This is a genomic window from Nonomuraea sp. NPDC049158 (genome assembly GCF_040648335.1).
Classification (GTDB): Bacteria; Actinomycetota; Actinomycetes; order Streptosporangiales; family Streptosporangiaceae; genus Nonomuraea.
On sequence record NZ_JBEZDM010000003.1, the window covers coordinates 123,202 to 148,997 of the forward strand.

General features: G+C 70.0%; 24 protein-coding genes. 12 read left to right on the forward strand and 12 right to left on the reverse strand.

Annotation, left to right across the window (positions count from 1 at the left end):
- Positions 1 to 17: 17 nt before the first annotated feature.
- On the reverse strand, positions 18 to 737 hold the full coding sequence (locus AB0B61_RS08300; protein ID WP_358429573.1) for a DUF5941 domain-containing protein: 720 nt from the start codon (positions 735 to 737) through the stop codon (positions 18 to 20).
- Positions 734 to 2,242 carry a CDP-alcohol phosphatidyltransferase family protein gene (locus tag AB0B61_RS08305; protein WP_358429575.1) on the reverse strand — a complete coding sequence of 503 codons (1,509 nt, stop codon included), beginning with the start codon at positions 2,240 to 2,242 and terminating at the stop codon, positions 734 to 736. Before AB0B61_RS08305 ends, AB0B61_RS08300 begins: the two co-directional genes overlap by 4 nt.
- Before the next feature lie 224 nt (positions 2,243 to 2,466).
- Between AB0B61_RS08305 and recO the strand changes: the two genes are divergently transcribed.
- The gene (recO, locus tag AB0B61_RS08310; protein ID WP_358429577.1) at positions 2,467 to 3,201 is read left to right on the forward strand and encodes a DNA repair protein RecO; all 735 of its coding nucleotides are present in this window, start codon (positions 2,467 to 2,469) and stop codon (positions 3,199 to 3,201) included.
- Complete coding sequence (locus AB0B61_RS08315) at positions 3,198 to 3,983, forward strand: isoprenyl transferase (RefSeq protein ID WP_358429579.1); 786 nt, start codon at positions 3,198 to 3,200, stop codon at positions 3,981 to 3,983. Before recO ends, AB0B61_RS08315 begins: the two co-directional genes overlap by 4 nt.
- Positions 3,984 to 4,021: 38 nt before the next feature.
- On the opposite strand, the gene AB0B61_RS08320 is transcribed toward AB0B61_RS08315, so the two are convergent.
- Positions 4,022 to 4,978: an SDR family NAD(P)-dependent oxidoreductase gene (locus AB0B61_RS08320; protein WP_358429581.1), complete on the reverse strand. Its 957-nt coding sequence runs from the start codon at positions 4,976 to 4,978 to the stop codon at positions 4,022 to 4,024.
- Between the two features lie 53 nt (positions 4,979 to 5,031).
- Between AB0B61_RS08320 and AB0B61_RS08325 the strand changes: the two genes are divergently transcribed.
- Entirely contained in the window at positions 5,032 to 5,457 is a 426-nt protein-coding gene (locus tag AB0B61_RS08325) for a MerR family transcriptional regulator (protein WP_358429583.1), read from the forward strand.
- Positions 5,458 to 5,609: 152 nt separating this feature from the next.
- Positions 5,610 to 9,110 carry a S8 family serine peptidase gene (locus tag AB0B61_RS08330; protein WP_358429585.1) on the forward strand — a complete coding sequence of 1,167 codons (3,501 nt, stop codon included), beginning with the start codon at positions 5,610 to 5,612 and terminating at the stop codon, positions 9,108 to 9,110.
- 85 nt (positions 9,111 to 9,195) lie between these two features.
- On the opposite strand, the gene AB0B61_RS08335 is transcribed toward AB0B61_RS08330, so the two are convergent.
- The 7 genes from AB0B61_RS08335 to AB0B61_RS08365 all read right to left on the reverse strand — a co-directional run bounded on the left by AB0B61_RS08335 (position 9,196) and on the right by AB0B61_RS08365 (position 17,473).
- A complete protein-coding gene (locus AB0B61_RS08335; protein ID WP_358429587.1) occupies positions 9,196 to 10,407 on the reverse strand; it encodes a sensor histidine kinase in 1,212 nt (403 codons plus the stop codon).
- The gene (locus AB0B61_RS08340) at positions 10,407 to 12,179 is read right to left on the reverse strand and encodes an ABC transporter ATP-binding protein (RefSeq protein ID WP_358429589.1); all 1,773 of its coding nucleotides are present in this window, start codon (positions 12,177 to 12,179) and stop codon (positions 10,407 to 10,409) included. Before AB0B61_RS08340 ends, AB0B61_RS08335 begins: the two co-directional genes overlap by 1 nt.
- A 164-nt stretch (positions 12,180 to 12,343) precedes the next feature.
- Positions 12,344 to 15,007: a class IV lanthionine synthetase LanL gene (gene lanL, locus AB0B61_RS08345; protein ID WP_358429591.1), complete on the reverse strand. Its 2,664-nt coding sequence runs from the start codon at positions 15,005 to 15,007 to the stop codon at positions 12,344 to 12,346.
- A 4-nt stretch (positions 15,008 to 15,011) separates the two neighbouring features.
- Positions 15,012 to 15,248 (reverse strand): SDR family NAD(P)-dependent oxidoreductase, encoded by a 237-nt coding sequence (locus AB0B61_RS08350; RefSeq protein WP_358429593.1) that lies wholly within the window; start codon positions 15,246 to 15,248, stop codon positions 15,012 to 15,014.
- A gap of 29 nt (positions 15,249 to 15,277) precedes the next feature.
- On the reverse strand, positions 15,278 to 15,445 hold the full coding sequence (locus AB0B61_RS08355) for an L-lactate permease (protein ID WP_358429595.1): 168 nt from the start codon (positions 15,443 to 15,445) through the stop codon (positions 15,278 to 15,280).
- Between the two features lie 168 nt (positions 15,446 to 15,613).
- The gene (locus AB0B61_RS08360) at positions 15,614 to 16,498 is read right to left on the reverse strand and encodes a hypothetical protein (RefSeq protein ID WP_358429596.1); all 885 of its coding nucleotides are present in this window, start codon (positions 16,496 to 16,498) and stop codon (positions 15,614 to 15,616) included.
- 123 nt (positions 16,499 to 16,621) lie between these two features.
- A complete protein-coding gene (locus AB0B61_RS08365; protein ID WP_358429598.1) occupies positions 16,622 to 17,473 on the reverse strand; it encodes a class I SAM-dependent methyltransferase in 852 nt (283 codons plus the stop codon).
- A 47-nt stretch (positions 17,474 to 17,520) separates the two neighbouring features.
- Here AB0B61_RS08365 and AB0B61_RS08370 point away from each other — a divergent pair, with 47 nt between their 5' ends.
- Entirely contained in the window at positions 17,521 to 18,096 is a 576-nt protein-coding gene (locus AB0B61_RS08370; RefSeq protein WP_358429600.1) for an XRE family transcriptional regulator, read from the forward strand.
- Between the two features lie 16 nt (positions 18,097 to 18,112).
- Here the strand turns inward: AB0B61_RS08370 and AB0B61_RS08375 are convergent, their stop codons facing one another.
- On the reverse strand, positions 18,113 to 18,847 hold the full coding sequence (locus AB0B61_RS08375) for a GntR family transcriptional regulator (protein WP_358429602.1): 735 nt from the start codon (positions 18,845 to 18,847) through the stop codon (positions 18,113 to 18,115).
- A gap of 138 nt (positions 18,848 to 18,985) precedes the next feature.
- Here AB0B61_RS08375 and AB0B61_RS08380 point away from each other — a divergent pair, with 138 nt between their 5' ends.
- The 7 genes from AB0B61_RS08380 (at position 18,986) to AB0B61_RS08410 (ending at position 24,544) form a co-directional block, all read left to right on the forward strand.
- Positions 18,986 to 19,789 carry an AraC family transcriptional regulator gene (locus AB0B61_RS08380; protein ID WP_358429604.1) on the forward strand — a complete coding sequence of 268 codons (804 nt, stop codon included), beginning with the start codon at positions 18,986 to 18,988 and terminating at the stop codon, positions 19,787 to 19,789.
- A 96-nt stretch (positions 19,790 to 19,885) separates the two neighbouring features.
- Positions 19,886 to 20,911, forward strand: a complete 1,026-nt coding sequence (locus AB0B61_RS08385) for an aldo/keto reductase (protein ID WP_358429606.1) — start codon at positions 19,886 to 19,888, stop codon at positions 20,909 to 20,911.
- Positions 20,912 to 20,984: 73 nt separating this feature from the next.
- On the forward strand, positions 20,985 to 21,356 hold the full coding sequence (locus AB0B61_RS08390; protein WP_358429608.1) for a hypothetical protein: 372 nt from the start codon (positions 20,985 to 20,987) through the stop codon (positions 21,354 to 21,356).
- A gap of 290 nt (positions 21,357 to 21,646) precedes the next feature.
- Positions 21,647 to 22,027, forward strand: coding sequence for a hypothetical protein (locus AB0B61_RS08395; protein WP_358429610.1), 381 nt, complete (start codon positions 21,647 to 21,649; stop codon positions 22,025 to 22,027).
- Positions 22,024 to 23,043, forward strand: a complete 1,020-nt coding sequence (locus tag AB0B61_RS08400; RefSeq protein WP_358429612.1) for a hypothetical protein — start codon at positions 22,024 to 22,026, stop codon at positions 23,041 to 23,043. The genes AB0B61_RS08395 and AB0B61_RS08400 overlap by 4 nt, the downstream gene beginning before the upstream one ends.
- Before the next feature lie 114 nt (positions 23,044 to 23,157).
- The gene (locus AB0B61_RS08405) at positions 23,158 to 23,751 is read left to right on the forward strand and encodes a matrixin family metalloprotease (protein WP_357947583.1); all 594 of its coding nucleotides are present in this window, start codon (positions 23,158 to 23,160) and stop codon (positions 23,749 to 23,751) included.
- A 10-nt stretch (positions 23,752 to 23,761) separates the two neighbouring features.
- Positions 23,762 to 24,544, forward strand: coding sequence for a hypothetical protein (locus AB0B61_RS08410; protein WP_358429614.1), 783 nt, complete (start codon positions 23,762 to 23,764; stop codon positions 24,542 to 24,544).
- Positions 24,545 to 24,610: 66 nt separating this feature from the next.
- On the opposite strand, the gene AB0B61_RS08415 is transcribed toward AB0B61_RS08410, so the two are convergent.
- The gene (locus AB0B61_RS08415) at positions 24,611 to 25,783 is read right to left on the reverse strand and encodes an FAD-dependent monooxygenase (RefSeq protein WP_358429616.1); all 1,173 of its coding nucleotides are present in this window, start codon (positions 25,781 to 25,783) and stop codon (positions 24,611 to 24,613) included.
- Between the last annotated feature and the right edge of the window lie 13 nt (positions 25,784 to 25,796).

The window sequence follows — 25,796 nt, forward strand, 5'->3', positions numbered from 1 at the left end:
AAGGGGAGGGAAGGAAGTCAGCCCTTCTCGGCCTCGCCGGTGGCCTGTTCCATGGCGTCCTCCGGGGAGGCCTCCAGGTCCTGTTCGGCGTCGGCGCCGGCCTGGGCGGAGGCCTTGTCGAGGCGGACCCAGCTGGTCACGCTCTCCACCGCGAACAGGACGAACAGGTACGCCGTCAAGACTGCCAGCACCGGCGTCAGTACGCCCAGTGCCGCGCCGATCCCGATGATCAGCAGGCGTAGCTCCCAGCCGAGCCCCGCGTGGAAGACCCAGGCGGGCGGCCAGATGCTCTGCCGCGTCCGGTAGACGGTGTCGTACGTGTGGTAACCCACGACGTACACGAGCACGAACAGCAGCCACTTCGGTACGTCGGCCGCCAGCCCCACCGCGATGATCGTGAGGAACTCGGCGCCGCGCAGCAGCGGTGGGGTGAGCCAGTCGAGGCGGCCGAGGTGGTCGCGGGGGGCGGTCGGGAGCACCAGCAGGAGCACGATCAGCGGCGGCAGGAGCAGGATCGGGCCCGGCTTCAGTACGCCGGTGACCGTCACGGCCACCACCGCCAGCAGGGCGACGAGCGTGGCCGGGACCGGCGGGATGCCCTTGCCGATGCGGCCCGCCAGCGCGTGTACGAGAGGGCCGTCGTCGCGGTAGGCGAGGAGGCGGGCGGTCTGGATGCGGCGGCGTTCCTCGTCGGGATCCGGCGTGGGAGTAGCTGCGGCCAGTGGTGCGGTGATCATGCGAGCGACCTCATGAGGCGTCCGGTGAGGGTGTAGGCGGCGGCGACGGAGCCCCAGATCACCAGGGTGAGGAAGGTGATGCGGGCGTCGAAGAGGGCGGCGGTGATCGCGATGGCCGCGAACCGCTCGCCGATGGGGAAGACGATCATCTTACGCGCCCAGTGCACCGCTCGGAACCGCCCGGCGCGGGTCCACATCTTGAGCACGCCGCGGATGCCCTGACTGCGCTCCACCTTACGACGCTCCAGCGCCTTGCGCAGGGCGCGGTCGTCGGGGGCGTCCAGGGGCAGTGTGGGCAGCTGGGCGGGCGGTTTGCGGCGGTTGGAGACACCGAAGGAGAAGTCGAGCAGGTGGCGGGTGGACTGCAGGCCGAGCGCCGCCAGCGCGAGAATCCAGATGTCATCGCCGTTGCCCGACACGACCCAGCCGATGGCCAGGCCGGCGAAGACGACGTATTCCTTGAAGCGGTCGAAGGTGGCGTCGAGCCACGCGCCGAGCACGCCGAACTTACGGGCGTAGCGGGCGACCTGGCCGTCGACGCAGTCGAAGACGAAGGCGAAGTAGATCAGCACGCCGCCCGCCACCATCCACGGCCGGGCCCCGGTGGCGAAGCAGGCCGCGGCCAGCACGCCGAGCGTGATCGAGATCAGCGTGACCTGGTTGGGCGTCAGGCCGCGCCGGGCGGCCCAGCGGGCGATGAAGCGGGAGTAGGTGGAGACGAAATAGGTGGTGAAGAAGCCGTCCGCACCCTTGACCGCGTTGTCGAGTCTGGCGCGGTCCTCGTCAATGCCGGACATCTCGGTGCCGGCCTCGTTGACCTCCTCCTGGGTGGTGACCCGGCGGTAGAAGAGGTCGCGGCGGCCGCGGATGCCGACGGACACGCCCTTGCGGACCAGGCCGAAGACGATCAGCTGGATCAGGTCGTCGTCGGCGCCGAACGAGCCGGCCATGTCGGCGAGCTCGCGGCAGGTCTCCGCCAGCGTGGGAGCGTTGCGCGCGCTCACGTGCAGGGGGCCGAGCAGCGCCGTGTTGGGCCTGGTCACGGCGTGGTTGGCGGTGCCGACGGAGATGACGCGGGACTTGCCGGCGCGCGCGCGGACGGGCAGCCCTTCGAGCTTGTTGAGCCCGATCTCCGGCTCCGCCTCGTCGATCGGGACGATGTCCTCTTGCGCCTGGTCGACCACGTCCGGGCGCGGCTCCTTGGCGACGAGGGCCAGCGCGCCGCGCTTGGCCTTGGTGATCTGGTAGATCAGCTCGTCGTGGACGATCGAGTTGTCCGGGATCAGGAACAGGTTCTCCGTTGCGGACTCGGCTACGTCGGCCAGCGCGCGCAGAGCGGAGGCCACGTCGCCGGGCTCGATCGTGGCCGGCTGCGGATCCAGGGAGAGGATCTGGCTGCGCAGCCGTTCGGCCACGGTGGGATTGCCAGGCAGCGCGGCCAGCCTCAGGCCGGTCGGAGCGGTGTCGGGGCCGGGCGAAGAGCCCAGCAGGACCACGCGGGTCATGACTCCCTTTCGAGGCGGTTGCGGGGGGTTGAACAACGGGTAGAGCGGGGACGGACGTCAAAGTCTAGTGAGGGTTGCGCAAAGTCGCTCCATCCGAGCTCTGCGAAGCCGTTCTACCCGGGCTTTGCGAAGCCGTTCTACCCGGGCTTTGCGAAGCCGTTCCGCCCGGGCTTCGCGAAGCCGCTCCACCCGAGCATGACCTTGGCGCGCCATAGGATGGGCGAGTGAGTCTCTATCGTGACGAAGGCGTGGTTCTGCGCACGCAGAAGCTCGGTGAGGCCGATCGCATCATCACCATCCTGGCCAAGCGCACCGGCAAGGTGCGCGCCGTGGCCAAGGGCGTGCGCCGCACCACCTCGCGCTTCGGGGCCAGGCTGGAGCCGTTCACCCACGTCGACCTGCAGCTGCACACCGGCCGCACGCTTGATGTCGTCACGCAGGCGGAGACCCTCAGGCCCTACGGCGAGGCGCTGGCGATCGACTATCCCCGCTACACCGCGGGCACGGCGATGCTGGAGACCGCCGACCGGCTCACGCAGGGCGAGAAGGAGCCGGCGCTGCGGCAGTTCCTGCTGCTGGTGGGCGGGCTGCGCACGCTGGCCGACGGTGAGCACGAGGCCAGGCTGGTGCTCGACGCCTACTTCCTGCGCTCCCTGGCGGTCGCCGGCTACGCCCCCGCGCTGGACGCGTGCGCCCGGTGCCAGGCTCCGGCGATCAGGGCGTTCGCCATCGTGGCCGGTGGTGTGGTGTGCGGGGCGTGCAAACCGTCCGGATCGGTGGTGCCCGCGGGGGAGACGATCGGGCTCATGACCGCGCTGCTGCGCGGCGACTGGGCCACGGCCGACGCGTCGCAGTCACGGCATCGCGGCGAGTGCAGCGGCCTCGTCGCCGCATACCTCCAATGGCATCTCGAACACGGAATACGCTCTCTCCGACACGTCGAAAGGGAGCCTGCGTGAACGTCCGACCCCCGACCCCGCATCCGTCCGGCGCCGTTGCGCCGCCGATCCCGCGTGATCTGGTGCCCAAGCATGTGGCGATCATCATGGACGGCAACGGCCGCTGGGCCAAGGCTCGCGGGTTGCCGCGCACCGAAGGGCACAAGGCCGGCGAGGCGTCGCTGTTCGACGTCATCGAGGGCGCGCTGGAGCTGGGCATTCCCTACCTGTCCGCGTACGCCTTCTCCACGGAGAACTGGAAGCGCTCGCCCGACGAGGTCCGCTTCCTCATGGGCTTCAACCGCGACGTCATCCGCCGCCGCCGCGACGAGTTGCACGCGATGGGCGTACGGGTGCGCTGGGCGGGCAAGCCGGGCCGCCTGTGGAAGAGCGTGATCTCCGAGCTGCAGACCGCCGAGGAGCTGACCAAGGACAACCGCAAGCTGACGTTGCAGTTCTGCGTCAACTACGGCGGCCAGGCCGAGATCGTCGAGGCGGCGCTACGGCTGGCGAACGACATCGCGGCGGGCCGGGTCAAGCCGTCGAAGGTCAACGAGAAGGTGTTCGCCCGTTATCTGGACGAGCCGGAGATCCCGGAGGTCGACCTGTTCGTACGGTCGTCGGGGGAGCAGCGGTTCTCCAACTTCCTGCTGTGGCAGTCGGCCTACGCCGAGATGGTGTTCCTCGACCGGCTCTGGCCGGACTTCGACCGCCGCGATCTCTGGGAGGCGTGCGAGACCTTCGCCAAGCGCGACAGGCGCTACGGCGGGGCGATCCCCAACCAGATCCCCAACCAGGTCTAGACGATCCGGCCAGGGCGCGTGCTGATCTCACCCCTGAGTCAGGAGAAGCGATCCAGCCCGGTGAGTTCGCTGGAGAGGGCCCATAGCCGGGATGCGGAGTCGGGATCGACCGCCCACGGCTTGACACCGCCGATGAGCATGTCGTCGGTGATCGCGGGCTCTGCGATGTCGCAGTCCTGGCAGTAGGCGCCGCCGTGCTCGTCGAGCAGGGGCGAGGTGGCCGCCCATACGGCCGTCGCCGCGCCCTGGGCTGGAGTCTTGAAACCCTCGGCGTGCCGGCCGTCCCGGGTGATCCAGCCCTGGGCGATCTGCTCCTCTTGGGGGATGTGCCGTTGCAGTTCAGTGAGGATGCTGCCGGGGTGCACCGCGAAGGCACGCACGCCCCTGGCCGCGCCGAGGGTGTCGAGGTGGACGGCGAACAAGGCGTTGGCCGTCTTGGACTGCCCGTAGGCCGACCAATGGTCGTAGCCGTGGCGGAAGTGCGGGTCGTCCCAGCGGATGTCGGACAGGAAGTGCCCGGACGAGGCCACGGACACCACTCGTGCCCCGGTGGGGGGCAGCGCCGGGCGCAGCCGGTTGACCAGAGCGAAGTGCCCGAGGTGGTTGATGGCGAAGTGCGCTTCCCAGCCGGAACCGATGTGCCTGTGCGGGTAGGCCATGACGCCCGCGTTGTTGATGAGGATGTCGAGGGTGCGGCCGGTTTCCAGGAACCGGTGGCTGAAGGTCCGGATGCTGTCGGCGTCCGACAGATCGAGCTCTCGCACCTCCGTTCGCGGAACGCCGTACAGCGCCTGCCTCGCCACCGCGGGACGGCGGGCGGGCACGATGACGTGTGCCCCGGCGCGGACCAGCGCGCTTGTGGCCTCCAGGCCGAGGCCCGAGTAACCGCCGGTGATCAGGACGTTCTTGCCGGATAGCTGGATACCGGCCAGAACGTCGTTCGCTGTGCTGCGCGCGTCGAAACCCGACCCGATCTTGTGTTGCGTGATTGCCATGCCTCGAACGATAGAATCTAGAGTGCAATCTAGGTCAAGCTAGGCGGAACTCCATGAGCGAGCAGGCAACTGAAGATGCCCTATCCATCGGCGACGTCGCGAAGGCGACCGGGCTGGGCGTGCACGCGCTGCGGTTCTTCGAACGGGAGGAGCTCTTCCTCCGCCCGATCCCGCGCACGGCCGGGGGGCAGCGGGTCTATGGCCTGGCGGATGTGGAGTGGCTCCTGCTGTGCAACCGGCTGCGGGACTCCGGCATGCCCATCGCCGGCGTGAAGAGGTTCGCCCGACTTGTTCGATCAGGTCCGGGCAACGAGCCGGAGCGGCTCGCGCTCTTGGAGGAGCATGAAAGAACCGTCCGGGACAAGATCGCCGACTTGACGGCGAGCCTGGAGATCATCCATGGCAAGGTCCTCACCTATCGCAAGCATGTCGAGGACGGAACCGCGGCCGGACTCTGGTCGCCACCGCCGTCTCCGTAGGCGTGGTCAAGATCCCCTTCCGCGCCCAGATCACATTTCATGACAAGTCATGTCTTGTTATGGTCGGGCCCTTGCAAAGCTGACACGTTCTCTTCACTCTTCTCCCCATAGGCGTAAAGATCAGCTCTACTCCATGGCGTGAAGGAGAGCGTGTGCCGTCCACCCCCCATTGGCGTGCGATCTTGATCGCGGTCGCCGCCGCTGTCACCCTCATCCTCCCCCAGGGCGTGGCCCAAGCCGCGCCCGACCCGGGAAAGATCAATCAATCCGTCCAGGCCGACCTGGCAGCCGACGGAAAGGCCACCTTCTGGGTACGCCTGAAGGGCACCGCGGACCTCAGCGGTGCCCGCCGGGCCAAGACCAAGGACGACAAGGCCGAGCAGGTCTTCGAGGCCAAGAACGCCAAGGCCGACAGCTCGCAGGCGGCCCTGCGCAGGCTTCTGGACTCCCACGAGGCCGACTACACCCCGTACTGGATCGTCAACGCCGTCAGAGTGACCGCCGGCCCCAAGCTGGCGGCCGAGATCGCCACCCTGCCGGAAGTGGACCGTATCGACCCCGTACGGACCGTGTCGCTGCCGAAGCCGGAGCCCGGCAAGGCCGAGGCGAAGGTCAACGCCGTCGAGTGGAACATCGACCGCGTCAACGCCCCGCGCGTCTGGAACGAGCTCGGCGACCGCGGCGAAGGCATCGTGGTCGGCACCATCGACTCCGGCGCCCAGTTCGACCACCCCGAGCTGGCCGCCGCCTACCGCGGCAGGAGCCCTGACGGCTCCGTCGACCACAACTACAACTGGTTCGACCCGGCGCGCATCTGCCCGAGCGCGGCGCCCTGCGACAACCTCGGGCACGGCACGCACGTCATGGGCACCATGGTCGGCGCCAACGGCATCGGGGTGGCCCCCGGCGCCAAGTGGATCGCGGCCAAGGGCTGTGAGGTCAACACCTGTACGGACGCCTCGCTGCTCGCCGCCGGCCAGTGGATGCTCGCCCCCACCGACCTCAACGGCGCCAACTCGCGCCCCGACCTGGCCCCGGACATCGTCAACAACTCCTGGGGCGGCGTGGGCTTCGACCCCTGGTACAAGGAGATCGTCGACGCGTGGGTCGCCGCCGGCATCTTCCCGGCCTTCGCCAACGGCAACGAGGGGCCCGCCTGCCGGACCAGCGGCTCGCCCGGCCAGTACGTGAACAGCTACAGCGCGGGCGGCTTCGACGTCAACAACGTCCTGTACGCCCGCTCCAGCAAGGGCGAGGGCGAGAACGGCGAGATCAAGCCGAACCTCGCCGCCCCCGCCGTGGACGTCCGCTCCTCGGTGCCCGGCAACGGCTACGACAGCTACACGGGCACGTCGATGGCCTCGCCGCACCTGGCCGCGACGGTGGCGCTGATCTGGTCGGCCTCGCCGGGGCTCCAGGGTGACGTGGCCGCCACCCGGCCGCTGCTCGACAGCACCGCGATCGACGTCAACGACACCAGCTGCGGCGGCACCGCCGCCGACAACAACGTCTGGGGCGAGGGTCGCCTGGACTCCTTCGCCGCGGTATCCGCCGCGCCGCGCGGGGGTCTCGGCGACCTCAAGGGTACGGTCACCGCCGCGGGCAGCCCGGTGTCCGGTGCCACGGTCACCCTGTCCGGGCCGCTGAGCCGTACGGTGGTCACCGGGACGGACGGGACGTACGCCGTCCCGCGCCTGCTGCCGGGCGACTACCAGATCACCGCGGAGAAGTTCGGCTACGACAAGGGCAGCGCGACGGCGACGATCGCGGCCGACCAGAGCACCACCACCGACGTGGTGATGACCCAGAAGGCCACGGGCGTGGTCACCGGTACCGTCACCACGGCGGGCACGCCGGAGCCGGGCGCCACGGTCGAGGCGGCCGGCACGCCCGTCAGCGCGGTCACCGACGCCGCGGGCCGCTACCGGATGTCGCTGCCGAACGGCACCTACGACCTCACGATCACTCCGGTCTCCCGCTGCGCCAGCGGCGCCACGGCGTCCGTCACGGTGGCCGGGGACGTGACCAAGGACGTCGAGCTGCCGTTGCGCGGTGACGACTTCGGCTACACCTGCCGCAGCGCCGCCGCCCCGTACGTCGCGGGCACCGACAAGCTCGCGCTCACCGGCGACGACGAGGCGCAGCAGGTGACGCTGCCGTTCCCGGTCCCGTTCTACGGGGTGGGGCAGAGCAAGGCGTGGATCAGCACCAACGGATTCGCCACCTTCGCCACCGACAAGGTCGTCACCGGCAGCAACAGCAAGCTGCCCAGTGCTGGTACGCCCAACAACGCCGTCTACCCGTACTGGGACGACCTGGTGGTGGACGCCGAAAGCGGCATCTACACCGGCGTCACGGGGACGGCACCGCACCGCCAGTTCGTGGTCGAGTGGCGCAACGCGAAGTTCTACTCGGCCGCCGATCAGCGCATCTCGTTCGCGGCCCTGCTGGGCGAGGACGGCACGATGAGCTACCGCTACAAGGACATCGAGAGCGAGCGCGAGAAGGGCACCAGCGCCACGATCGGCATCGAGAACGCGACGGGCACCGACGCGCTCCAGTACGCCAACGAGGAGGCCGCGCTGTCCACCGGGCAGGGCCTGACGTTCATCGCGAGCAGGCACGGCCTGGTGACCGGCTCCGTCACCGACGCCAACGACGGCAAGCCGCTCGCGGGCGCGACGGTCAAGGTGGGCGACGTGGCCACCTACACCACCGGTGAGGACGGCGCCTTCTACGGGCAGGTCCTGGCCGGCGACTATGAGGTGGTGGTGTCGAAGGAGAACTACGGCACCTTCACCAAGACCGTCACGATCGCGCCGACGACGGTCACCAGGATCGACACCGCGCTGATCACCGGCCGGGTCAGCCCCTCGGTCAGCGAGCTGACCGTGGTGATGCCCACGAACGCGGCCAGGACCCGCACGATGGAGCTGACCAACCTCGGCTCGCCCACGGCGTACACCGTCACCACCGACCCGGCGCAGAGCTGGATCGGCGTCACACCGACGGCGGGCAACCTGGCCAAGGGGCAGGCGGTCACGCTGAAGGTCAGCGTGTCCAGCACCGGTGTCCAGCCGGGCACCTACCGCTCGGGCAAGCTGATCGTGAAGTCGGCCAGCGGGCGGCAGCCGATCATCGAGGTCACGGTGACGGTCGTGGTGCCCAAGCTCCAGGTGGCTCTGGAGGCCGGCGGCACCAAGGCCGTGACCGACACCGCCGGTGACGCGTGGACGGCCGACAAGAAGTACAGCACGGGCGGCTACGGGTATATCGCCACCTCGACCCGGACGGCCACCTCGTCCAAGGCCATCAAGGGCACCGACGACCAGGCGCTGTTCAAGTCGGCTCGCGAAGGGATGCTGGAATACCGCTTCGACAACGTGCCGGCCGGGACGTACACCGTCGAGCTGGACTTCGCCGACGTCAAGTCGACGCAGATCGGCCGCCGGGTCTTCGACGTGCTCGTCGAGGGCCAGCTCGCGATCCCGGCACTGGATCTGGCGCTGGAGGCGGGCACGTACACGGCCGTCAGCAGGCAGTACACGGTGAAGGTCACCGACGGCCAGCTCAACGTCCGCTTCGCCACGCGGCAGGGCATGACGATCGTCAACGCCATCCGCATCTCGGAGCGGCCCGACAAGGCCTCGTGAAACAGCCGGAATGACCCGGGCCCGCCTCTAAGGCGGGCCCGGGAGGCTCTTCAGCGGGCGCTGTGTAGTATCGCAGGTTCCCCCATCATGGTGAAGGGCGATCGTCCATAGCCGGGGAGGCCAGGGGCAGGGTGACCGCGACCTCGAAGCCGCCTGACGGCTTCGGCCCGGCGGTGACCGTTCCGCCATAGAGCTTGACGCGTTCGCGCATGCCGATCAGGCCGTGACCGTCCCCGTCCGGGGTGCGCGCCGACCCCCTTCCGTCGTCGATGACGCGTAACTCCAGCTCGGCGCCGTAATGGAGCGAGACCGTCGCCGTGGCCGGGCCCGCGTGCTTCAGCACGTTGGTGAGGGATTCCTGGACGATCCGGTAGGCGCACAGGTCGATTCCGGGGGGCAGCGGGCGTACGGCGCCGGTGATCGACATCTGCACCGGCAGGCCGGCCGAGTTCACCCGTTCCACCAGCTGTTCGAGCCGTTGCAGGCCAGGTGCCGGGTCGTAGCCGTCCGTGTCGTCGTTCGCCTCGATGCGCAGGACGGACAGCAGCCGTCTCATCTCGCCCATGGCCTCGCTGCCGGTGTCGGCGATGGTGGTCAGCGCGCCGCGCGCCGTGGCGGGGTCGGTGCCGAAGACGTACCGGGCGAGCCCCGCCTGGATCACGATGACCGACATGTGGTGGGCGACCACGTCGTGCAACTCGCGGGCGATGCGCACCCGTTCCTCGGTGACGGCGCGCCGCGCCTTGTCCTCCTGCTCCTGGCGCAGCCGTCCGGTGAGGTGGGCCAGCTGCTTGTTGCGCTCGACCAGCATCCGGGTGCTGTTGCCGAACGTCCAGGCGACGGCGACCATGATGCTCACCTGCAGGACGTTCGGCCAGGCGAAGTCGGGCGGGGCGAGGAACGCGGCGTGCCACCAGATGGCCGTCATGGGAAGCACGCAGGGGAGCGACACGGCCGGACGCCACCGGCTGGCCACGGTGTACAGCGCCAGCAGCGGCGCCACTTCGTTGAACCTGGAGTCGTAACCGGCCAGGTGGAAGACGAGCGCCGCGGCGCAGGAGATCGCCAGAACGGTGATGGATGCGCGCCGTCGCCAGGCCAGGACGAGGTTGGCCACCAGCGTCAACCCCACACCGACGGCGTCCATGGGACGCTCCGCGTAACCCGCCTCGGTCCCGCCCACGGAGAACAGGAACGTCAAGGTGATGGCGGCGACCGCCGCGCCGAAAGCCAGGTCGACGATGAAAGGGTTCATCGCGGCCAGCCGTCTGAGGGACGACAGCAGCTTTACCCGCATCAGCGCATGTTAGCGGCGATCTCCGCGCGCCGCTGGACGGCTTGGGCGCGGACCATCCGCGCGTACAGGCCGTGCCGGTCGCCGAGCAGCTGCGGTGGTGTGCCCGACTCGGCCACGCGTCCGCCGTCCAGGACGACGACCGTGTCGAACGCGTCCAGACCCCCGAACCGATGGGTGATCATCACCGTCGTCAGCCCCCTGCGGCGCCGCAGAACCGCGTGGACGACCTCGCGCTCGGCCAGCGGGTCGAGCGCGGACGTCGCCTCGTCCAGGACCAGGACGGGCGCGTCGCTCAGGAGCGCGCGGGCGAGGGCGAGGCGCTGGCGTTCCCCGCCGGACAACAGCGCGCCACGCTCGCCGACCACGGAGTCGTAGCCGTCGGGCAGGGCCATGATCCGCTCGTGCATCCTGGTGGTCGTGCAGGCCGCGATCAGGTCGTCCAGGCCGGCGTCAGGGGCGGCGTAGCGGAGGTTGTCGGCGATGGAGCCCTGGAAGAGCAGGGCTTCCTGCGGGGCCAGGCAGACGCGTCCGCCGGTCCGTACCGAACCCTCCGCCGGTTCGTACAGTCCGGCGAGCAGGTGGCCGAGCGTCGTCTTGCCCGATCCGTTCGGGCCGACGATCAGGGTCGTGGAGGCGGCGGGCAGGTCGAGGGTCACCTCGCGGAGCGCCCACCGGGTCTCGCCTTCCGGCCCCGCGTAGGCGTACGAGGCGCCCGCGACGCTCACCTCACCCGCTCCTGCTCCACCCACGGCGGGCGGCGGTCCCGGCGGCAGGTCCAGGTACTCGAAGACCCGCTCGAAGGCCGCCTGGGCGGTACGGAACTCCGTCGAGATGTGCAGGATCTGCCAGAGCGGCTGATAGAGCCTCGACTGCAGGACCACGAACGCCATGAGCGTGCCGGGAGTGATCCCGTCCATGAGCCCGGCCGCGACGAACACGATGTACGGAGTCAGGACGAAGAAGATGTGCCCCGCGCTCAGCACCGACTGAGCGGCCAGGCTCGCGCGGACGCCCAGCCCGGCCAGCCGTTCGCTCTCCGCGGCGAACACCGCGGCCTCGTGGCCGTCGCGCCCGTGCACCCGGGCGAGCGTGATGCCGCCCAGGGAGAGGCGTTCGGCGGCGATGGAGGCGATCTCCGCGCGGGCGCGCTGGCCGGCGGCGGAGAGGATCTTGAGCGCGCGTCCCGAACGGGCGGTGACCCACAGGATGGCCGGCGCCAGGCAGAGGGTGACCGCCGCGAGCCGCCACGATAGCGAGAACATCGCTCCCAGCGCGAACAGGAACCCGAGCAGGCTGCCGAGCAGGCTGGGCAGCGTGTCCTTGATCGCGTCCTCGATCTGGTCGGTGTCGTTGGCCAGCCTCGACTGGATCTCGCCGCTCCGCGCGGCGGCGAAGAAGCCCAGCGGCATTCGCTGCAGGTGGCCGAACAGCCGCGTACGCAAGGAGTGGATGATCCGCTGGGCCATGCGGGCCGAGATCCACGCCTGGGCCAGGTCGACGCCCGCCGCCCCGGCCGCGACGACCGCCGCGAGTGCGGCGATCAGGGCCAGCAGGCCCGGCCGCGGGCCGCCCGCGCCGAACAGGGCACGGTCGAAAACGACCTGGGTCAGCAGCGGGACGGCCGCGTTCAGCGCGGAGAAGATCGCGACCAGCAGCACGACGAGCAGGACGGCACGACGGTACGGCGCGAACAGCCGGATGATCCTGCGGGTCGTCACGACGTCCGCCCTCTCGGAGATCTGGAACGGCGTGCGGCCGATGCCAAGCCGCACGCCGCTCTCGCCATCAGTTGGTGTCGGTGCAACCCGGGTGCTTGATGCAGTGGCTCAGCAGCGCCGACTCCGAGATGCTCGGCTCACGCTCCTGCAGGTTCTGCAGGTCCTGAACGTCGAAAGACATGTTTCTCCCCCCTCTCTGGTTCCGTTTTCTTCGGGTATCACCGCGCTCGAAGCACGGTGAGCTCATGGGCTGGGCGTCCGATGACGTCGTCGAGCATCCACAGGCGCGGATGTCCGTGACGCAGACGCAGCAGGAAGGCGAGGACGCCCGCGGTCCCGCCCAGGTAGGTCGGCAGGATCCGGCCCAGGCGGTCGGGTACGTGCAGCCGGCCCGCGCGCCTGACGGCCCGCGCGGTCAGGCAGGTGGCCAGATCCTCCGCCCATCGGTGGTACCGCTCGTCCCCGGTGAATTCGGCCATGTCGAGCAGGAAGTCGCCTTCGCCCGGCAGGCCGTGACACAGCACCGAGCCCGACTGCCAGCGGGTCCGGTGTACGGCGACCGCCGCCTGTTCGGCGAGTTCCAGCGCGATCGGGTCGCCGGTGGCGCGCCAGTAGCGGATGAGGAACGAGCCGACGCCCGACGATCCGCTGCACCAATGGGGGCGGCGCGGCCGTACGGACTCGGGCTCGTCACGCCGGTACGGCCACCAGGCCGCACCTTCTTCGACGTCGGCGCAGGCGTAGAACGTGTAGGCCACCTCGCGCACGGTCTCCAGCCACTCCGCCTGGCCGAAGGCGACGCCCCCGTAGAGCAGGGCGGTGCCGATTCCCGCCAGGCCATGGGCGAAGCCGAAGTGGTTGGTGCCGGCGAGGCTGGAGTCATGGGAGGCCGGTGTCAGCCATTGCGGGCGTCCGTCGAGTGAGGACCGCGCGTCGTGCAGGCTCTGCAGCATCCGCGCGGCCCGCTCGCGCAGCGCGGCCTCATCCGCGCGGATGGCCAGGCGCAGGGTGGCCATCGCGCACCCGGCCAGGCCGTGGGTCATGTCGGGGCTGGGATGGTCGGTCGGCAGCCGGTACGCGGCCCGCACCGCGAAGTCCCTCGACTCCGCGTCCCGCGCCGCCTCGTACAACGCCCAGAGGGCACCGGATCGCCCGGCGTAGAGGCCGGACGGCCAGACGTCCTCTTCGGCGAGGCGGCGGCGGAGCCAGCGCGAGACGGCGTCGGCCTGTTCGGGTGGGAGGACGGGGAGGATGCCGGCCGCGCCCGCGCTCACCGCGCAGGGGTCGGCTTCGAGCCCATAGGTGATGTTGGGCCAGGGGGACGGGCTGTCGGGGCGGTCGTCCATGGTCTCGGCCAGCCAGGCGAGCCCGTCGGCGACCAGGTCGTCCGCGCTTGGTGGAACGCGTCGCGCGTGGGGCCGTTCGAGCTGCGCCTGTTCTTGGAGCTCGGCCAGGAAGCGCGCGCAGGCGTCGAGCGTCCAGCGGTCCTCGGGCTCGGCGAGCAGGCCCGCCACCATGGGCCGGAGCACCGCCAGAGCGGGATTGCCCTCGGCGACCCTGGCCAGAAGGTCGCCGGCGCGGGCGCCCCAAGCCGGGCCGGCCTCCTCGTCCTCCGCCAGGCCGAGCTCGGCGCCGACGGTGAGGAAGTACACCAGCGCGCCGAGGCTATAGAGATCCGCCGCCGCCGTGGGTGCCTGGCGGAAGGCTCCGGAGTGCGGCGCCAGCTCCGGCGCGAGATAGCCGGGGGTGCCGCCGATCATGACGGTGCTGTCCCGCTTGGCCGCGTACTCGAGGTCGACGAGCCGGATCTGGCCGTCGGGCAGGATCATGACGTTGCCGGGGGAGAGGTCCCGGAAGACGTAGCCCTGCTCGTGCACCTTCCGCAGCAGATCGACCAGGCGCGCGACGACCGGTATGACCTGCTCGGTCGGACAGCCGAAGCCGTCCTGGCCGAGAGGTGTCGCGTGCGCCTCCGTCCATCGGTGCGCGGTGTGGCCCGGCACCAGCTCCTCCGCGAGGAAGGCATGGCCGCCCTGCTCGAAGGCGTCCACGACGGCGGGCACGCCGCCGGTGGTGGCGAGGTCGTCGAGAGCGGCACGTTCCAGAGCCAGCCGGTCCTTGGCGTCGCGGCCGCTGAGGTCGGAGGAGGCGTGCGGGCGGCCCTCCTTGATGACGACCTCGCGGCCGGTCTTCGTGTCTTCGGCGATGTACACGCCGCCCCTGTTGGCGTGTCTGATCGCCTCCCGCACCACGAACCGGTCGTTGAGCATGACCGCGGCCGAGCCCGTCTTTTTCGCTGGTTGGGGGAAAGGGCAGGTCGCGAAGCTCGGCGGGGTGAAGGAGGCCGCCCGTTCGTCGCGGACCAGCTCCCCTCCCGGAGCGCGCAGCCGTACCTCGTAGAACCCGTCGTTGCCCAGCGTCCGGTGCCCGGAGAAAGCCCCATAGCGGTAGTGGACGAGGCCGCCCGCGCGGTAGGGCCGGTCGGAGAGGATCGCCGGGCCCGGCAGACCTCTGGTGGCCTCGTCGAGGAGGGCGGCCAGGCGTACCGCCTCGGCGTCGCAGGCCGGGTAAGCGGTGACGAACTTGCCCGCCTGCGCCCGCGCGCAGTGCGGGGCGAGCAGCTCCCAGTAGTCGCCGAGCCGGTCGGGGAACTTGAAGGCGCATCCCGCCTCGACGAGCACCCGGGAGACCTGGGCCAGCACGAAGGGAGCCGACAGCATCGTGGCGGAGACGTGCAGCTTCCAGCCCTGATCGGGCATCGGATAGCCGTCGGGAGTGACCCGGCACCAGAAATCGGCCGCCTCGATCGTCCAGCCGCCGTCGCCGGACCGTGCCAGCTCGTCGGTCACGAGGTCGCGCAGAATGGTCGCGTCCGCCGCCATGGCACTACCTCCCGAAGTCCGGCGCCGCTGTTTGGAGCGCTCCATAGGAGGGTGGCCGACGGGTCTTGCATTTCGCTGACAGGGGCTGTCGGCGCCTGACCGATCGTCGCGACGCCGCGGTTGTGTGTGCTCCAAGACCGGCGAGCATCTGGGCCGTGGCCTGCCCGATGCCGGAGGCCGCTCCCATCACGAGGGCCGACTTGCCGGTGAGATCGAACAGGGCACGGTACCGGTTGGTCATCTTCTGTCTCCAGTGTCAGTAAGAGTGTTCTATGGAAGCATCCAGCCCAGTACGGGAGTGGACTGGAGGAGGACCAGCAGGGAGATCAGTGCCAGCAGGGCGAGGCTGTAGCCGATGACCTTGCGGAAGATGTCCCCCTCCTTGCCCTGCAGGCCGACCACGGCGGCCGCGATCGCCAGGCTCTGCGGGGAGATCATCTTCCCGACGACGCATACATGGACAAACCCCTCGGCGGGTTCGAGATGGCCCCTGACACGGGGTCACCGGGGTGGAGGGTGAAGCGGCGATCCCCCGAAGCCGCAAGCCGGGCGGGGTGTCAGATCGTCAGGCCGCCGGGCCGGCGGTGACGAACGCGGGCTTGAGGGTCAGGCGGCGACGATCGCCGCGTTCTCCCCCAGAAGCGCGAGAACGACCGCCGTGTCGAGCAGCAGTGAGGGGATCAGCCGGACCCGGAACACCGCGAGAATGGCCGCCACCTCGTTCGCGTGAGCCGTGTCGATCACCGGGACGGGCAGGCGGGCGGCAGCGGCGGCGGCGTCGGCCAGCAGCTGCTCGCGCGCCGCGGCGTACTCCGCGCTGCGGGCGATCGGCTCCAGCCGCCGCCACACCTGCGGCATGAAGCCGCCGATCGCGCGGTAGTAGCTCAGCACCCGGGGATGGCCGTGTACGGTGCGGATCTCCTCGTACACCCGTGCCAGCTCCTCGCCGGGCGGAGTGCCGTCCGGCACGATGGTGACCGCTTCAGGGGCGACGCCACGCGGGCCCGGATCGGCCGGCGCGGGGGTGGTGCCGTCGAGCGCGAGGGCCGCGGGGGCGCCTGCGGTCAGCCCCCGGTACCAGCACGAGGCCAGCAGCAGGATCTCGGGCAGCAGCCGGTGGAACGTGATCGTGTAGCGCCGGATGTCGTCGCCGGCCGCCAGCTCCTCCGGTGCGGGCAGCAGCCCGGCCGGCACGCCCAGCCCCGCCGCGGCCTGCTTGAACTCGGGTGACCCGATGACCGGCTTGAACCGGTTCCAGGCCGGGACGAGGTAGTCGGGGTAGTTCGCGAGCGCCTGGAAGATCGGGCTGACGAACGGTACGCCCAGGTAGCCCGGTACCTCTTCGATCACCTGGGCGGTTTCGGGGGTCAATTCGGGCTTGCCGGGCAGCGACGGCAGGAGCACCGCGCCACGGGCGGCATCGCCGGGCTCCGTCGTGATGATCGCCTCAGCCCGCGGGCCGACCGACGAGGAGCTCTTCGAAGATTGCATGCAACGTAGGGTACAAACTTGGATCCAATTGCTCAAGAGGGTGTTTCAGCACTGTTTCTGGCCGCTACCGGATGGCCCGTGAACACGCTCCCGACCTGTCCGGGAGCGTGTCGGGTCAACCGGCTATGGGCGTCGTGCCGCCCAGGCGGTCCTCGTGGTGCGGACGTGGAGGTCGCCCCGCCGCAGGATGCCGTCGGGCCTTTCGTCGTCGAGAAGGGCGTCGAGTGCGGCCAGGTCGTCGGCGCTCAGCCGTTCGCCCAGCCCGGTTCGCAGGCGTCGCAGGGCCAACTGGGCGTAGCGGCCGGTGGAGGCGGGCAGAGGTGGCGTCAGGTCGACGGTGAAGACCCGTTCGGTCTCGACGGTGAATCCGGCCCGGGCCAGGAGTGGGCCCCAGTCGGCGCCCATATGCGGGAGTCTGGCGCCGCGCTCCTCGGCCATTGCGGCGCGGCAGCGCGCTTCGAGTCCGGGGCGGCCGATGCCGAGGTCGTCGGGCAGAAAGCGCGGGAAGGAGTCGAGCTCGACCGCCACCAGCAGCCCGCCGGGGCGGAGCGCCGTGCGGACGTCGGTGAGCGTGCGGACGGGGTCGGCCATGTGGTGCAAGGACGAGGCCGCCCACACCAGGTCGACGGGGTCGAGATCGGGCCAGGCCGCGTCCAGATCCGCCTGAACAGTGCGGACACGATGGGCCACGCCCCGTTCCTCAGCCTTCTTTCGGAGATGGTGCAGATAGTGCGCGGACATGTCCAGCGCCGTCACGTCGGCCTTCTCGAAGCGCTCCAGCAGGGCGAACGTGCCGGTGCCGGTCCCGCTGCCGAGGTCGAGGAGGTGGCTGGGGGCCGGGTCGCCGGCGAGCCGGCGGACCCAGGCGGTCACCTCGGACAGGTACGCGTGCAGCACCTCCGCGTCGAGATCCAGGAGTTCGGTCATCACGGCGTCGTCGGTTCCGGCCGCGGAGTGGTCATGGTGGGTTGCCATGTTCGGAGACTATGTCCGTTGTGCTGGTTTGGCATAAGGTCTTGCGTATGAAGCAAGACGGAGACCTCGACGGCTTGGTCCGCAAGCGGATCAGAGGACTGCGTACGGCCCGAGGCTGGTCACTCGACGATCTGGCGGCCCGCTGCTACCTCAGCCCGTCCACCCTGAGCCGGATCGAGACGGGCCACCGGCGCATCAGCCTCGACCAGCTGACCGCGATCGCCCGCGCCCTGGGAACCACCCTCGACCACCTCGTGGAGTCGGTCACCGACGACGATGTGGTGATCAGGCCCCAGCGCAACGAGGCACGGGGGATGACCATCTGGACGCTGAGCCGGGAGTCGGGGCCGCACGGCATGACCGTGGCCAAGATGCGGCTCACCAAGCCGCCCCCACGGGACCCCGCCGAGCTGAAGGTCCACCCCGGCCGGGACTGGTTCACCGTTCTGTCGGGAGCCGTCGTCCTCCTGCTGGGGGAGCGGACCATCGTGGTCGAGGCCGGTCACGCGGCGGAGTTCTCGACCATGATCCCGCACGCCTTCGGCGCCCACGACGGTCCGGCCGAGATCCTGACCATCCTGGAGCACGACGGAGAGCGCACCCATCTCCGCCCTTCGCCATGACCAGGCCAAGCCAGGATCAGGACAGGTACAGCCCGGCGGACGTCCGCAGGGCGTCGAGCCGGCGGCTGGCCGCGGCCTGGACGTCCTCGACATGGATGCGCGCCTGCCGCTCCGCGCCCTCACGGTCGCGGTTCGTCAGCGCTTCGACGATGCGCTGGTGGCCCGCCACGCAGGTGACCACCTCGTCCGGGGTGAAGAGGACGGCCATGTTGTACGTGATGCCGAAGTCGCGGTTGCGCAGCCATTCGTCCAGCAGCCGGCCGTTGCCCGAGGCCCGCACGATGGCCTCGTGGAAATCGCGGTTCATCCGCCCCAGCTCGGCCCGTGGGCGCTGGATGAAGTCCTCCATCGGCCCGTCGTAGAACGCGGCGATCGTGTCCAGTTGCTCCTCGGACGCGCGTACGGCGGCCAGCCCGGTGGCCATCGACTCAAGGGCGCACCGCACCTCGTAGATCTCGCGGATCTCGTCCGGCGTGTGCTCGCGCACCACCCAGCCCTGCCGCTCCCGGACGACCAGCCCCTGATCGACCAGCCGCATCAGCGCGACGCGTACGGGAGTGCGGCTGCTGTTGAGCCGCGCCGCCACCTCGTCTTCCGGAAGCCGCTGGTTGGGCCGGTATTTTCCCTGGAGGATCGCGGCGCGTATGTGCTCGTACGCCTGGTCGCCGAGCGACTCCCCGCTACCCGCGCGGGGCCTCCTGCGCTTGACCGCAGGCTCCTCCGCACGTGCTCCGCCGGGTCGTTCGGCCATCAGTCCTCCGGTCCGTCGCCTGTCATGGAGATTCTCCCAGTATGCGATGAGATCCAGAAACCTGAGGAGCCTGCGATCAAAGCGCCGTTGGCTAAGGTTGTGGCCGTGTCAGGTGTGGCTCAGTTAGAGGTTCCACGGGTGTCCGACGACGTGCCGGACGTCGTCGTCGTGGATGGGCGGGCGCAGTCCTACAGCGGCAACGTCCATGAAGAGCTCAAAGTGGTTCTCGTGCTGGACTCCGGATTCACCGTTCGCAGACGTGGCACGGCATTCCACGCCGCTCCCGGCCAGTTGCTCGCTCTCCATCCGGACGACGCCCATTCCGGGCAGCCGGACGATCCCGGGTCGGCGCACTGGCGGATCATGTGCGTGTCGCCGTCGTTGATCGCCGAGGTCGCCGCGCCTGACGCCGTGCGTTACGGGGATCCGGTGATCCGGGACGGCGCGCTGGCGGAGCGCTTCCGGTCCGTACACAGTTCTCTCTACCTGCCGCCGGGGCAAGCCGGTTCGGCGCTGCGGCAGGAGACGGGGGTGCTGGAGTTCGTCGCCGCGCTCGCTCGGCACGCCTACGATGCCGAGGGCGGAAGGGACACCAGGCAGCGGGCCCCCGAACTCGTACGTGAGTATCTGCGGGCGAACTTCTCCCGCAATGTGACGCTGGACGAGCTCAGCGCGATCGCGGACCTCAGCAAGTATCGGCTCGTCCGCGCGTGCACGGCGCGGTTCGGTCTGCCGCCGCACAAGCTGCATCTGCGTCTCCGGCTGGATCGGGCCAGGGAGTTGCTCCGGCGCGGCACGGGGATCGCCGAGGTCGCGTACGAGACGGGATTCCACGACCAACCCCATCTGACCCGGGTGTTCGCTCGAGCCTACGGAATGACCCCCGCCATGTATCAGTCGACCTATCGAGGCACGGCGTGGACCGGGTGGGCCTCGCGCTGATCCGGGCGGGGCAAGAACGTGCAATACGGATGCCGATCACGGTCGATAGATTCCTTTGCGTCGCCAACTTGGCGTGAATGTGAAGGAGATCCTGTGATGCGATACCGACTGCTTGGTCGTACCGGTTTGAGGGTTTCTGAGGCGTTTCTGGGCACGATGACCTTCGGGCAGGACTGGGGATGGGGCGCCTCCATCGAGGAGTGCCGCAAGATGTTCACCGCCTATGCCGAAGCGGGCGGGAACGTGATCGACACCGCCAACCGCTACACCGAGGGCAGCAGCGAGCAGATCGTCGGCGAACTGCTCGGCACCGACCGCGACCGCTTCGTGCTGTCCACGAAGTACACCCTGACCATGGACGGCACCGACCCCAACGCCGGCGGCAACCACCGCAAGAACCTGGTCCGTTCGGTCGAGGCCAGCCTGCGCCGGCTGGGCACCGACTACATCGACCTGCTGTGGGTGCATATCTGGGACCCCAGCACGCCCATCGAGGAGACCATGCGGGCTCTGGACGATCTCGTACGGGCGGGCAAGGTCCTGTACGTCGGGATCTCCGACGCGCCCGCCTGGCTGATCTCCCGCGCGAACACCATCGCCGAGTTCCGCGGTTGGACGTCGTTCGCCGGCCTCCAGCTGCCCTACAGCCTGGTCAAACGCGACATCGAGCGCGAGTTGCTGCCCATGGCCGCCGCTCTGGAGCTGTCGGTGGCCGCGTGGTCGCCCCTGGCCGGCGGTGTCCTGTCCGGCAAGTTCACCCGGTCCGGTGCCGACGGTCCGTCCCGGGTCGACCGCGCCACCATCTCCGAACGCGACCTGAGCATCGCGCGCACGGTGGACGCCGTGGCCGACGAGCTCGGTGTCTCCTCGTCGCAGGTCGCCATCGCCTGGACGCGGGCGCACCGGCCCTGGATCCACCCGATCCTCGGCGCCCGCACCCTGGACCAGCTGACCGACAACCTCGCCGCCATCGACCTGGAACTGCCCGAAGAGGCGGTGCGGCGGCTGGAGCAGGCCGCCTCGATCGATCTGGGCTTCCCGATGGAGTTCATCATGGACACCACCACCGACTTCGTCTACGGACCCAGCGGAAAGCTGGTCGACGGCCGCCCCGTCGGATAAGCGCGACGCCGGGCCGGATCGGCGGCTGAGCCACCCCTTTTGAAACAGGAGCCGTACCTCCCGGGGTCGGGACGTGGCGGTCTCCGGCGTCGTCCTGGTGCCGCAGGCCCACCCGCGCCCGGCGGGCGGCTGGAAGGTGGTCGTGGACGCGCACGGCGCCAGCGGCATCGCCGCGGACTGCGCGCCGTCGCTGATGCGCGACCTGTACCACGGCGACCAGATGGTCCGCTTCCTGGAGCAGGGGTACGCGGTCGTCGTCCCGGACTACGCGGGACTGGGCACGACCGGCCGTCCGGAACTGGTGAACAAGACCGCTGAGGCGGAGGACATCGCCGGGGCGGTGCGGTCCGCGCGCCAGGCGGTTCCGGGCCTGTCGGGAACTGGGTGCTGTGGGGCCACTCCCAGGGCGGCGGCGCCGCACTCGGCTTCGCCGAACGCCAGGTGACGTGCCCCGAGCCGGGCTACCGGGGCGTGGTCGTCACCTCGCCGGCCCGGGGCACCGCGATGGGCATCGACGACGGCCATGCCCGACATCCTCGCCTGGGTCGGGGCCCGGTTCGCCGTCGTTGAGACCCCTTGATGCGGGTCCTGAAAGGCGTTCCCGGGCGAACACCCGGTGAACGCCAAATGTCGGAAAAGCGTAGATGTGATCGTAACGATAGAGAGACACTTCGGACATATCAGACCGTGAGCATGATCACATGACGACTCCGTCCTCGCGATTAACGGTGACCGATGGCAGAAGCCCCTTCTGAGGGGCTGTCGCGGCCGCCCCTGGAAATAGACCACGACCAGCTCAGGAAGCACGCGGCGCCCGCCTTCGACGACGCGTCCGCGGCGGTGCGGCGGGCCGTCGGGAAGGCCGCCGACGCGCTGGGGGCACTGGGCGGCTGGCCGGTGAACGAGCCGGCCGACAAGGCGTTCGTCGAGTGGTACAAGCCGAAGCGCGACGAGATGCTCCGCATGATCGAGGACTTCGCGGCCGTGTACGCGGACATCGCCGACGGCATCCTGACCATGCGCCGCAACGTGGCCGCCGTCGACTGGGGTATGGCCGACGACATCAAGATCGCGGACGTGCCGGTCTACAGCTGGCCGGTGGAGGACCCTCCGTGATCCCCATCAGGCCGATGCTGTCGCCGACGGCCCTGAACGGGGCCAGGGTCCTGTCACCCGCCACGCTGATGACGACCCTGCTGCTGGCCTCCGCCGGGACGATGGTCGCCCTGCGGATCTACGCCGGCGTCACCGCGCCGGAGATCGACCCGGCGGAGCTGCGCAAGGCGGCCGCCGCCTTCCGCGAGCTGGCCGACGACCTGAACGGCCCGGAGCAGGCTCCCCCGCACGGCCACACCGAAGGCGTCGCCGGGATGGCCGACAGCGCCGCCGCCTCGGTGTGGAACAACAACGGCGGCCAGGGGGTGGACGCCTTCGCCCAGCTTTACATCCTGCGGATCATGGGCTTCCCCGCCGCGTTCGCCAAGGACTGCCGCGTGCTCGCCGCCGGCTGCGACGCCTACGCCGACCTGGTGGAGGGGGTGCGCAAGCAGCTCGCCGAGCTGGACAAGGCCATCGTGCAGCTCCTGTGGCTGGTCTGCTTCCAGCCGCTCACGACCATGCTGTACGGCGTGGCGCAGGCGATGGCCGCCGCCCAGATGGCCCGGCTGGTGAAGCTGGCCCAGACGGCCAAGGCCGTCTTCGGCGTCAACGTCGGCCGGATCCTGCAGATCTGCCTGCCGAAGTACGTACTGACCACGCTCAACTACGCCGCCATCGACGGCCCCGCCTACGCCGCCGGGGCGCTCACGCTGGACGCGGTGAGCGACGCCGCCCACGGCCGGCCGACGCGGTCGGCGGGGGAGAACGCCGGGGAGTTCGGCGGGATCGTCGCCGGGAACACCAGCTACATCCTCGGCTACGACGTGGCCAAGCTGGGCCTGCCCGGTCCCGCCACGCGGGGCGGCGAGCTGGTGGCCCGGCTGTTCGGCTCGGGGTTCGGCTACACGCCGGTCAAGAGCGCCGTGGACGGTGACGGCGAGCTCATGACGACGCCGGAGGAGTGGGCGAGCAAGGTGGAGGGACACGGCCTGCGGGCGCTCATCTTCCCGCCGGGCTGGAAGTTCGGCCGCTGAGTCCCACCAGCCATTCAGCCGGTGCTGCGCGGCGAAGGGGATGACCCGAGTTGATCCCCTCTCAAGCACCCGGCAGGATATCCGGACGTCCTTTACCCTCAATTTACGGATGACATGTCATACCGAAAGCTCCTGCCAGCGATCATCCTCGCGGCCGCGATCACCACCACCGCCGCGCCTCCGGCCAGCGCCAACGGCTTCGGCAGCGCCAACGGCTGCTGTCCCTTCGCCGACAACGGCAAGCACTGGTACAACTACGCGTCCCTGGAGACTCGTACCAGGACCGCCGTGAAAGCCGCTCTGCTCAACCTGGACTCCCAGACTGACATGACCGTGGCCCACGACACCACCGCGGACCCGAGCACCGACGTCGAGTCCTTCGACCAGTACTACGTCGACCACTGGGGCCTCGACTGGGACGGCTCCAGCACGGGCTACAACCTGTTCGCGTACTCGAAGTGCGTCAAGACCGTCGCCCCGGCCGACAGCAGCCAGCCGTGGCGTTGCGACCAGTACGAGGTCCGCTACGATCTGGCCGACATCGACTGGATGACCGCGACCCAGCGGCAGGCCCTGGCCTGTCACGAGGTCGGGCACACGGTCGGGCTCGACCACTCCACCGAGTCGACGTCGTGCCTGAAGACCGGAGCGCACAAGATCATCAAATACAGCGCGCATGATGTCGCCCACATCAACGGCCGCTACTAGGAGACCGGCGATGCGAAACCTCAAACTCCTCACGGCCGTCGCCGCCTGCGCCACCGCCGCGCTGACCGGATGCGCCCAGCAGGCCGCCCCGCAGGCCGCTCAGCAGCCGCAGCGCTCGTTCTGGTCCCAGCTCCACACGGACGCGGGTGGGACGGGCCAGTACCTCTTCGACTCCCTGGAGGACATCACCCCCGGCGCCCGGCCGTCCGGCGCGTTCCGGCCGGCCGCCGCGCTGGTGGAGGGCACGGTCGTCGGCGTAGAGCCGGGCATCGCGTACGCCTCGGACGACGACTCGCTGACGCCGCGGATCGTGCCCTACGAGAGCGGGGAGGCCGCGATCCGCTGGGCCAGCGTCGTGGTCAAGGTGGACAAGGTCCTCGCCGGCAAGCTCGGCCGCGGGTACACCGGGGGACAGATCCGGCTCCGGATCGAGCAGCCCACCGGCACGACGCTCGACGGCCTGCGCCAGTCGATCGGCACGGCCGGCCGCGGCCTGTTCTACGTGGACAACGCCCTGGACCGGGTCAAGCGGCGGGCCGCGTCGCCGCAGGCGCAGGCGTACCAGGCGTCCGTGCACCTCCCGATCGGCCAGGGGGTGTTCGTCGAGGAGAAGCCGGGGGCGGCGCTCGTCGCCCCCCTCACGGACGAGAACCGCGCCGCCCAGCTCCTGGGGACCGACGGCCGGCAGGCGCAGCTCAAGTCCGCCGGGGACTCCCCGCTGGCGCAGCTCCGCGGCCGGGCCCAGAAGTCGGCCTGCGAGAAGGGCACGGCGACGGACCAGTCCGGCTGCTGACGGATGCCACGGCTGGGCCCCGGCGGGGCCCTGCCGTGGCTGATGGCGATCTCGCCGGACCGCCGCTCACCCGGCCAGGTCGCGGACCAGCGACGGGTAGTCCTTGAGGGTGATGTTCTCGGCGAAGTCGTCCGCCATCTTCATCATGAGCTTGAGCATGAAGCTCACCTTGAACATCCAGTTGCGCATCTTGATCCGCCCCTTCGACGGCGGCGCCAGCCACGGACCGGCGTTGCCCTTCTCCGAGACCTTGGCGTACTCGCGGAAGCCCTCCTCATAGCGCTGGAACGCCACCCGGTGGTCGCCGTTGGCCACCGCCAGCTCACCCGCCAGCACGTACGCCCCCACCAGCGCCAGCCCCGACCCGAACCCGCCCAGCGTGTTGGCGTAGGCCGCGTCGCCCAGCAGCGCCACCCGCCCCTGGGAGTACCGGTCGACCTTCACCCGGCTGATCGAGTCGAGGTAGAAGTCGCCGGTACGGCGCACCGCGTCGAGGATCTCGGGCGTCCGCCACCCCATCCTGGCGTAGGCGTCGAGGACGACCCGCTTCATCGACTCGGTGTCGTAGCGGTCGTAGTCGAGGGGCGGGGAGGCGAAGACGAAGAAGGCCGACGCCTTGGGACCGCCGGCGGCGACCATCCTGCCCGGCTCGTTGTACATCTGCGCGTCCGCGCCGAACCGCTCGGGCACCTCGGCCAGGGCGTAGTAGTGGCCGAGGAACTCGACGTAGTCCGACTCGGGGCCGAAGACCAGGCGCCGGACGTTCGAGTGGATGCCGTCGGCCCCGATCACCAGGTCGAACGTGCGGGGCGCGGAGCGCTCGAAGGTGGCGTGCACCCCGCCGGGGGTCTCGGTCAGCGAGGTGATCGAGTCGCCGAAGACGTACTCGCACCCGGCTTCGACACTCCTGTCGTGGAGCAGGCGAGCCAGGTCGCCGCGGTGGATCTCCAGCTCGCCGCCGCTGAACTCGCCGGGCATCACCGCGAGCGTCCGGCCGCGCTTGTCGACGAAGGCCTGGTCCGTGCCGCCGGTCTGCAGGCGGCGCACGTCGTCCAGGATGCCCATGCGGCGCAGGACCGTCATGTGGATGTCGCCCTTGAAGTCGACGGCCTGGCCGCCGGGGCGCAGGCGGGGGGCCTTCTCGACGATCGTGACGCGGAAGCCGTAGCGGGCGAGCCAGTAGCCGAGGGCGGGGCCGCCGACGCTGGCACCGGAGATGAGGACGTTGGTGTTCTGCATGTCCACGACTCTC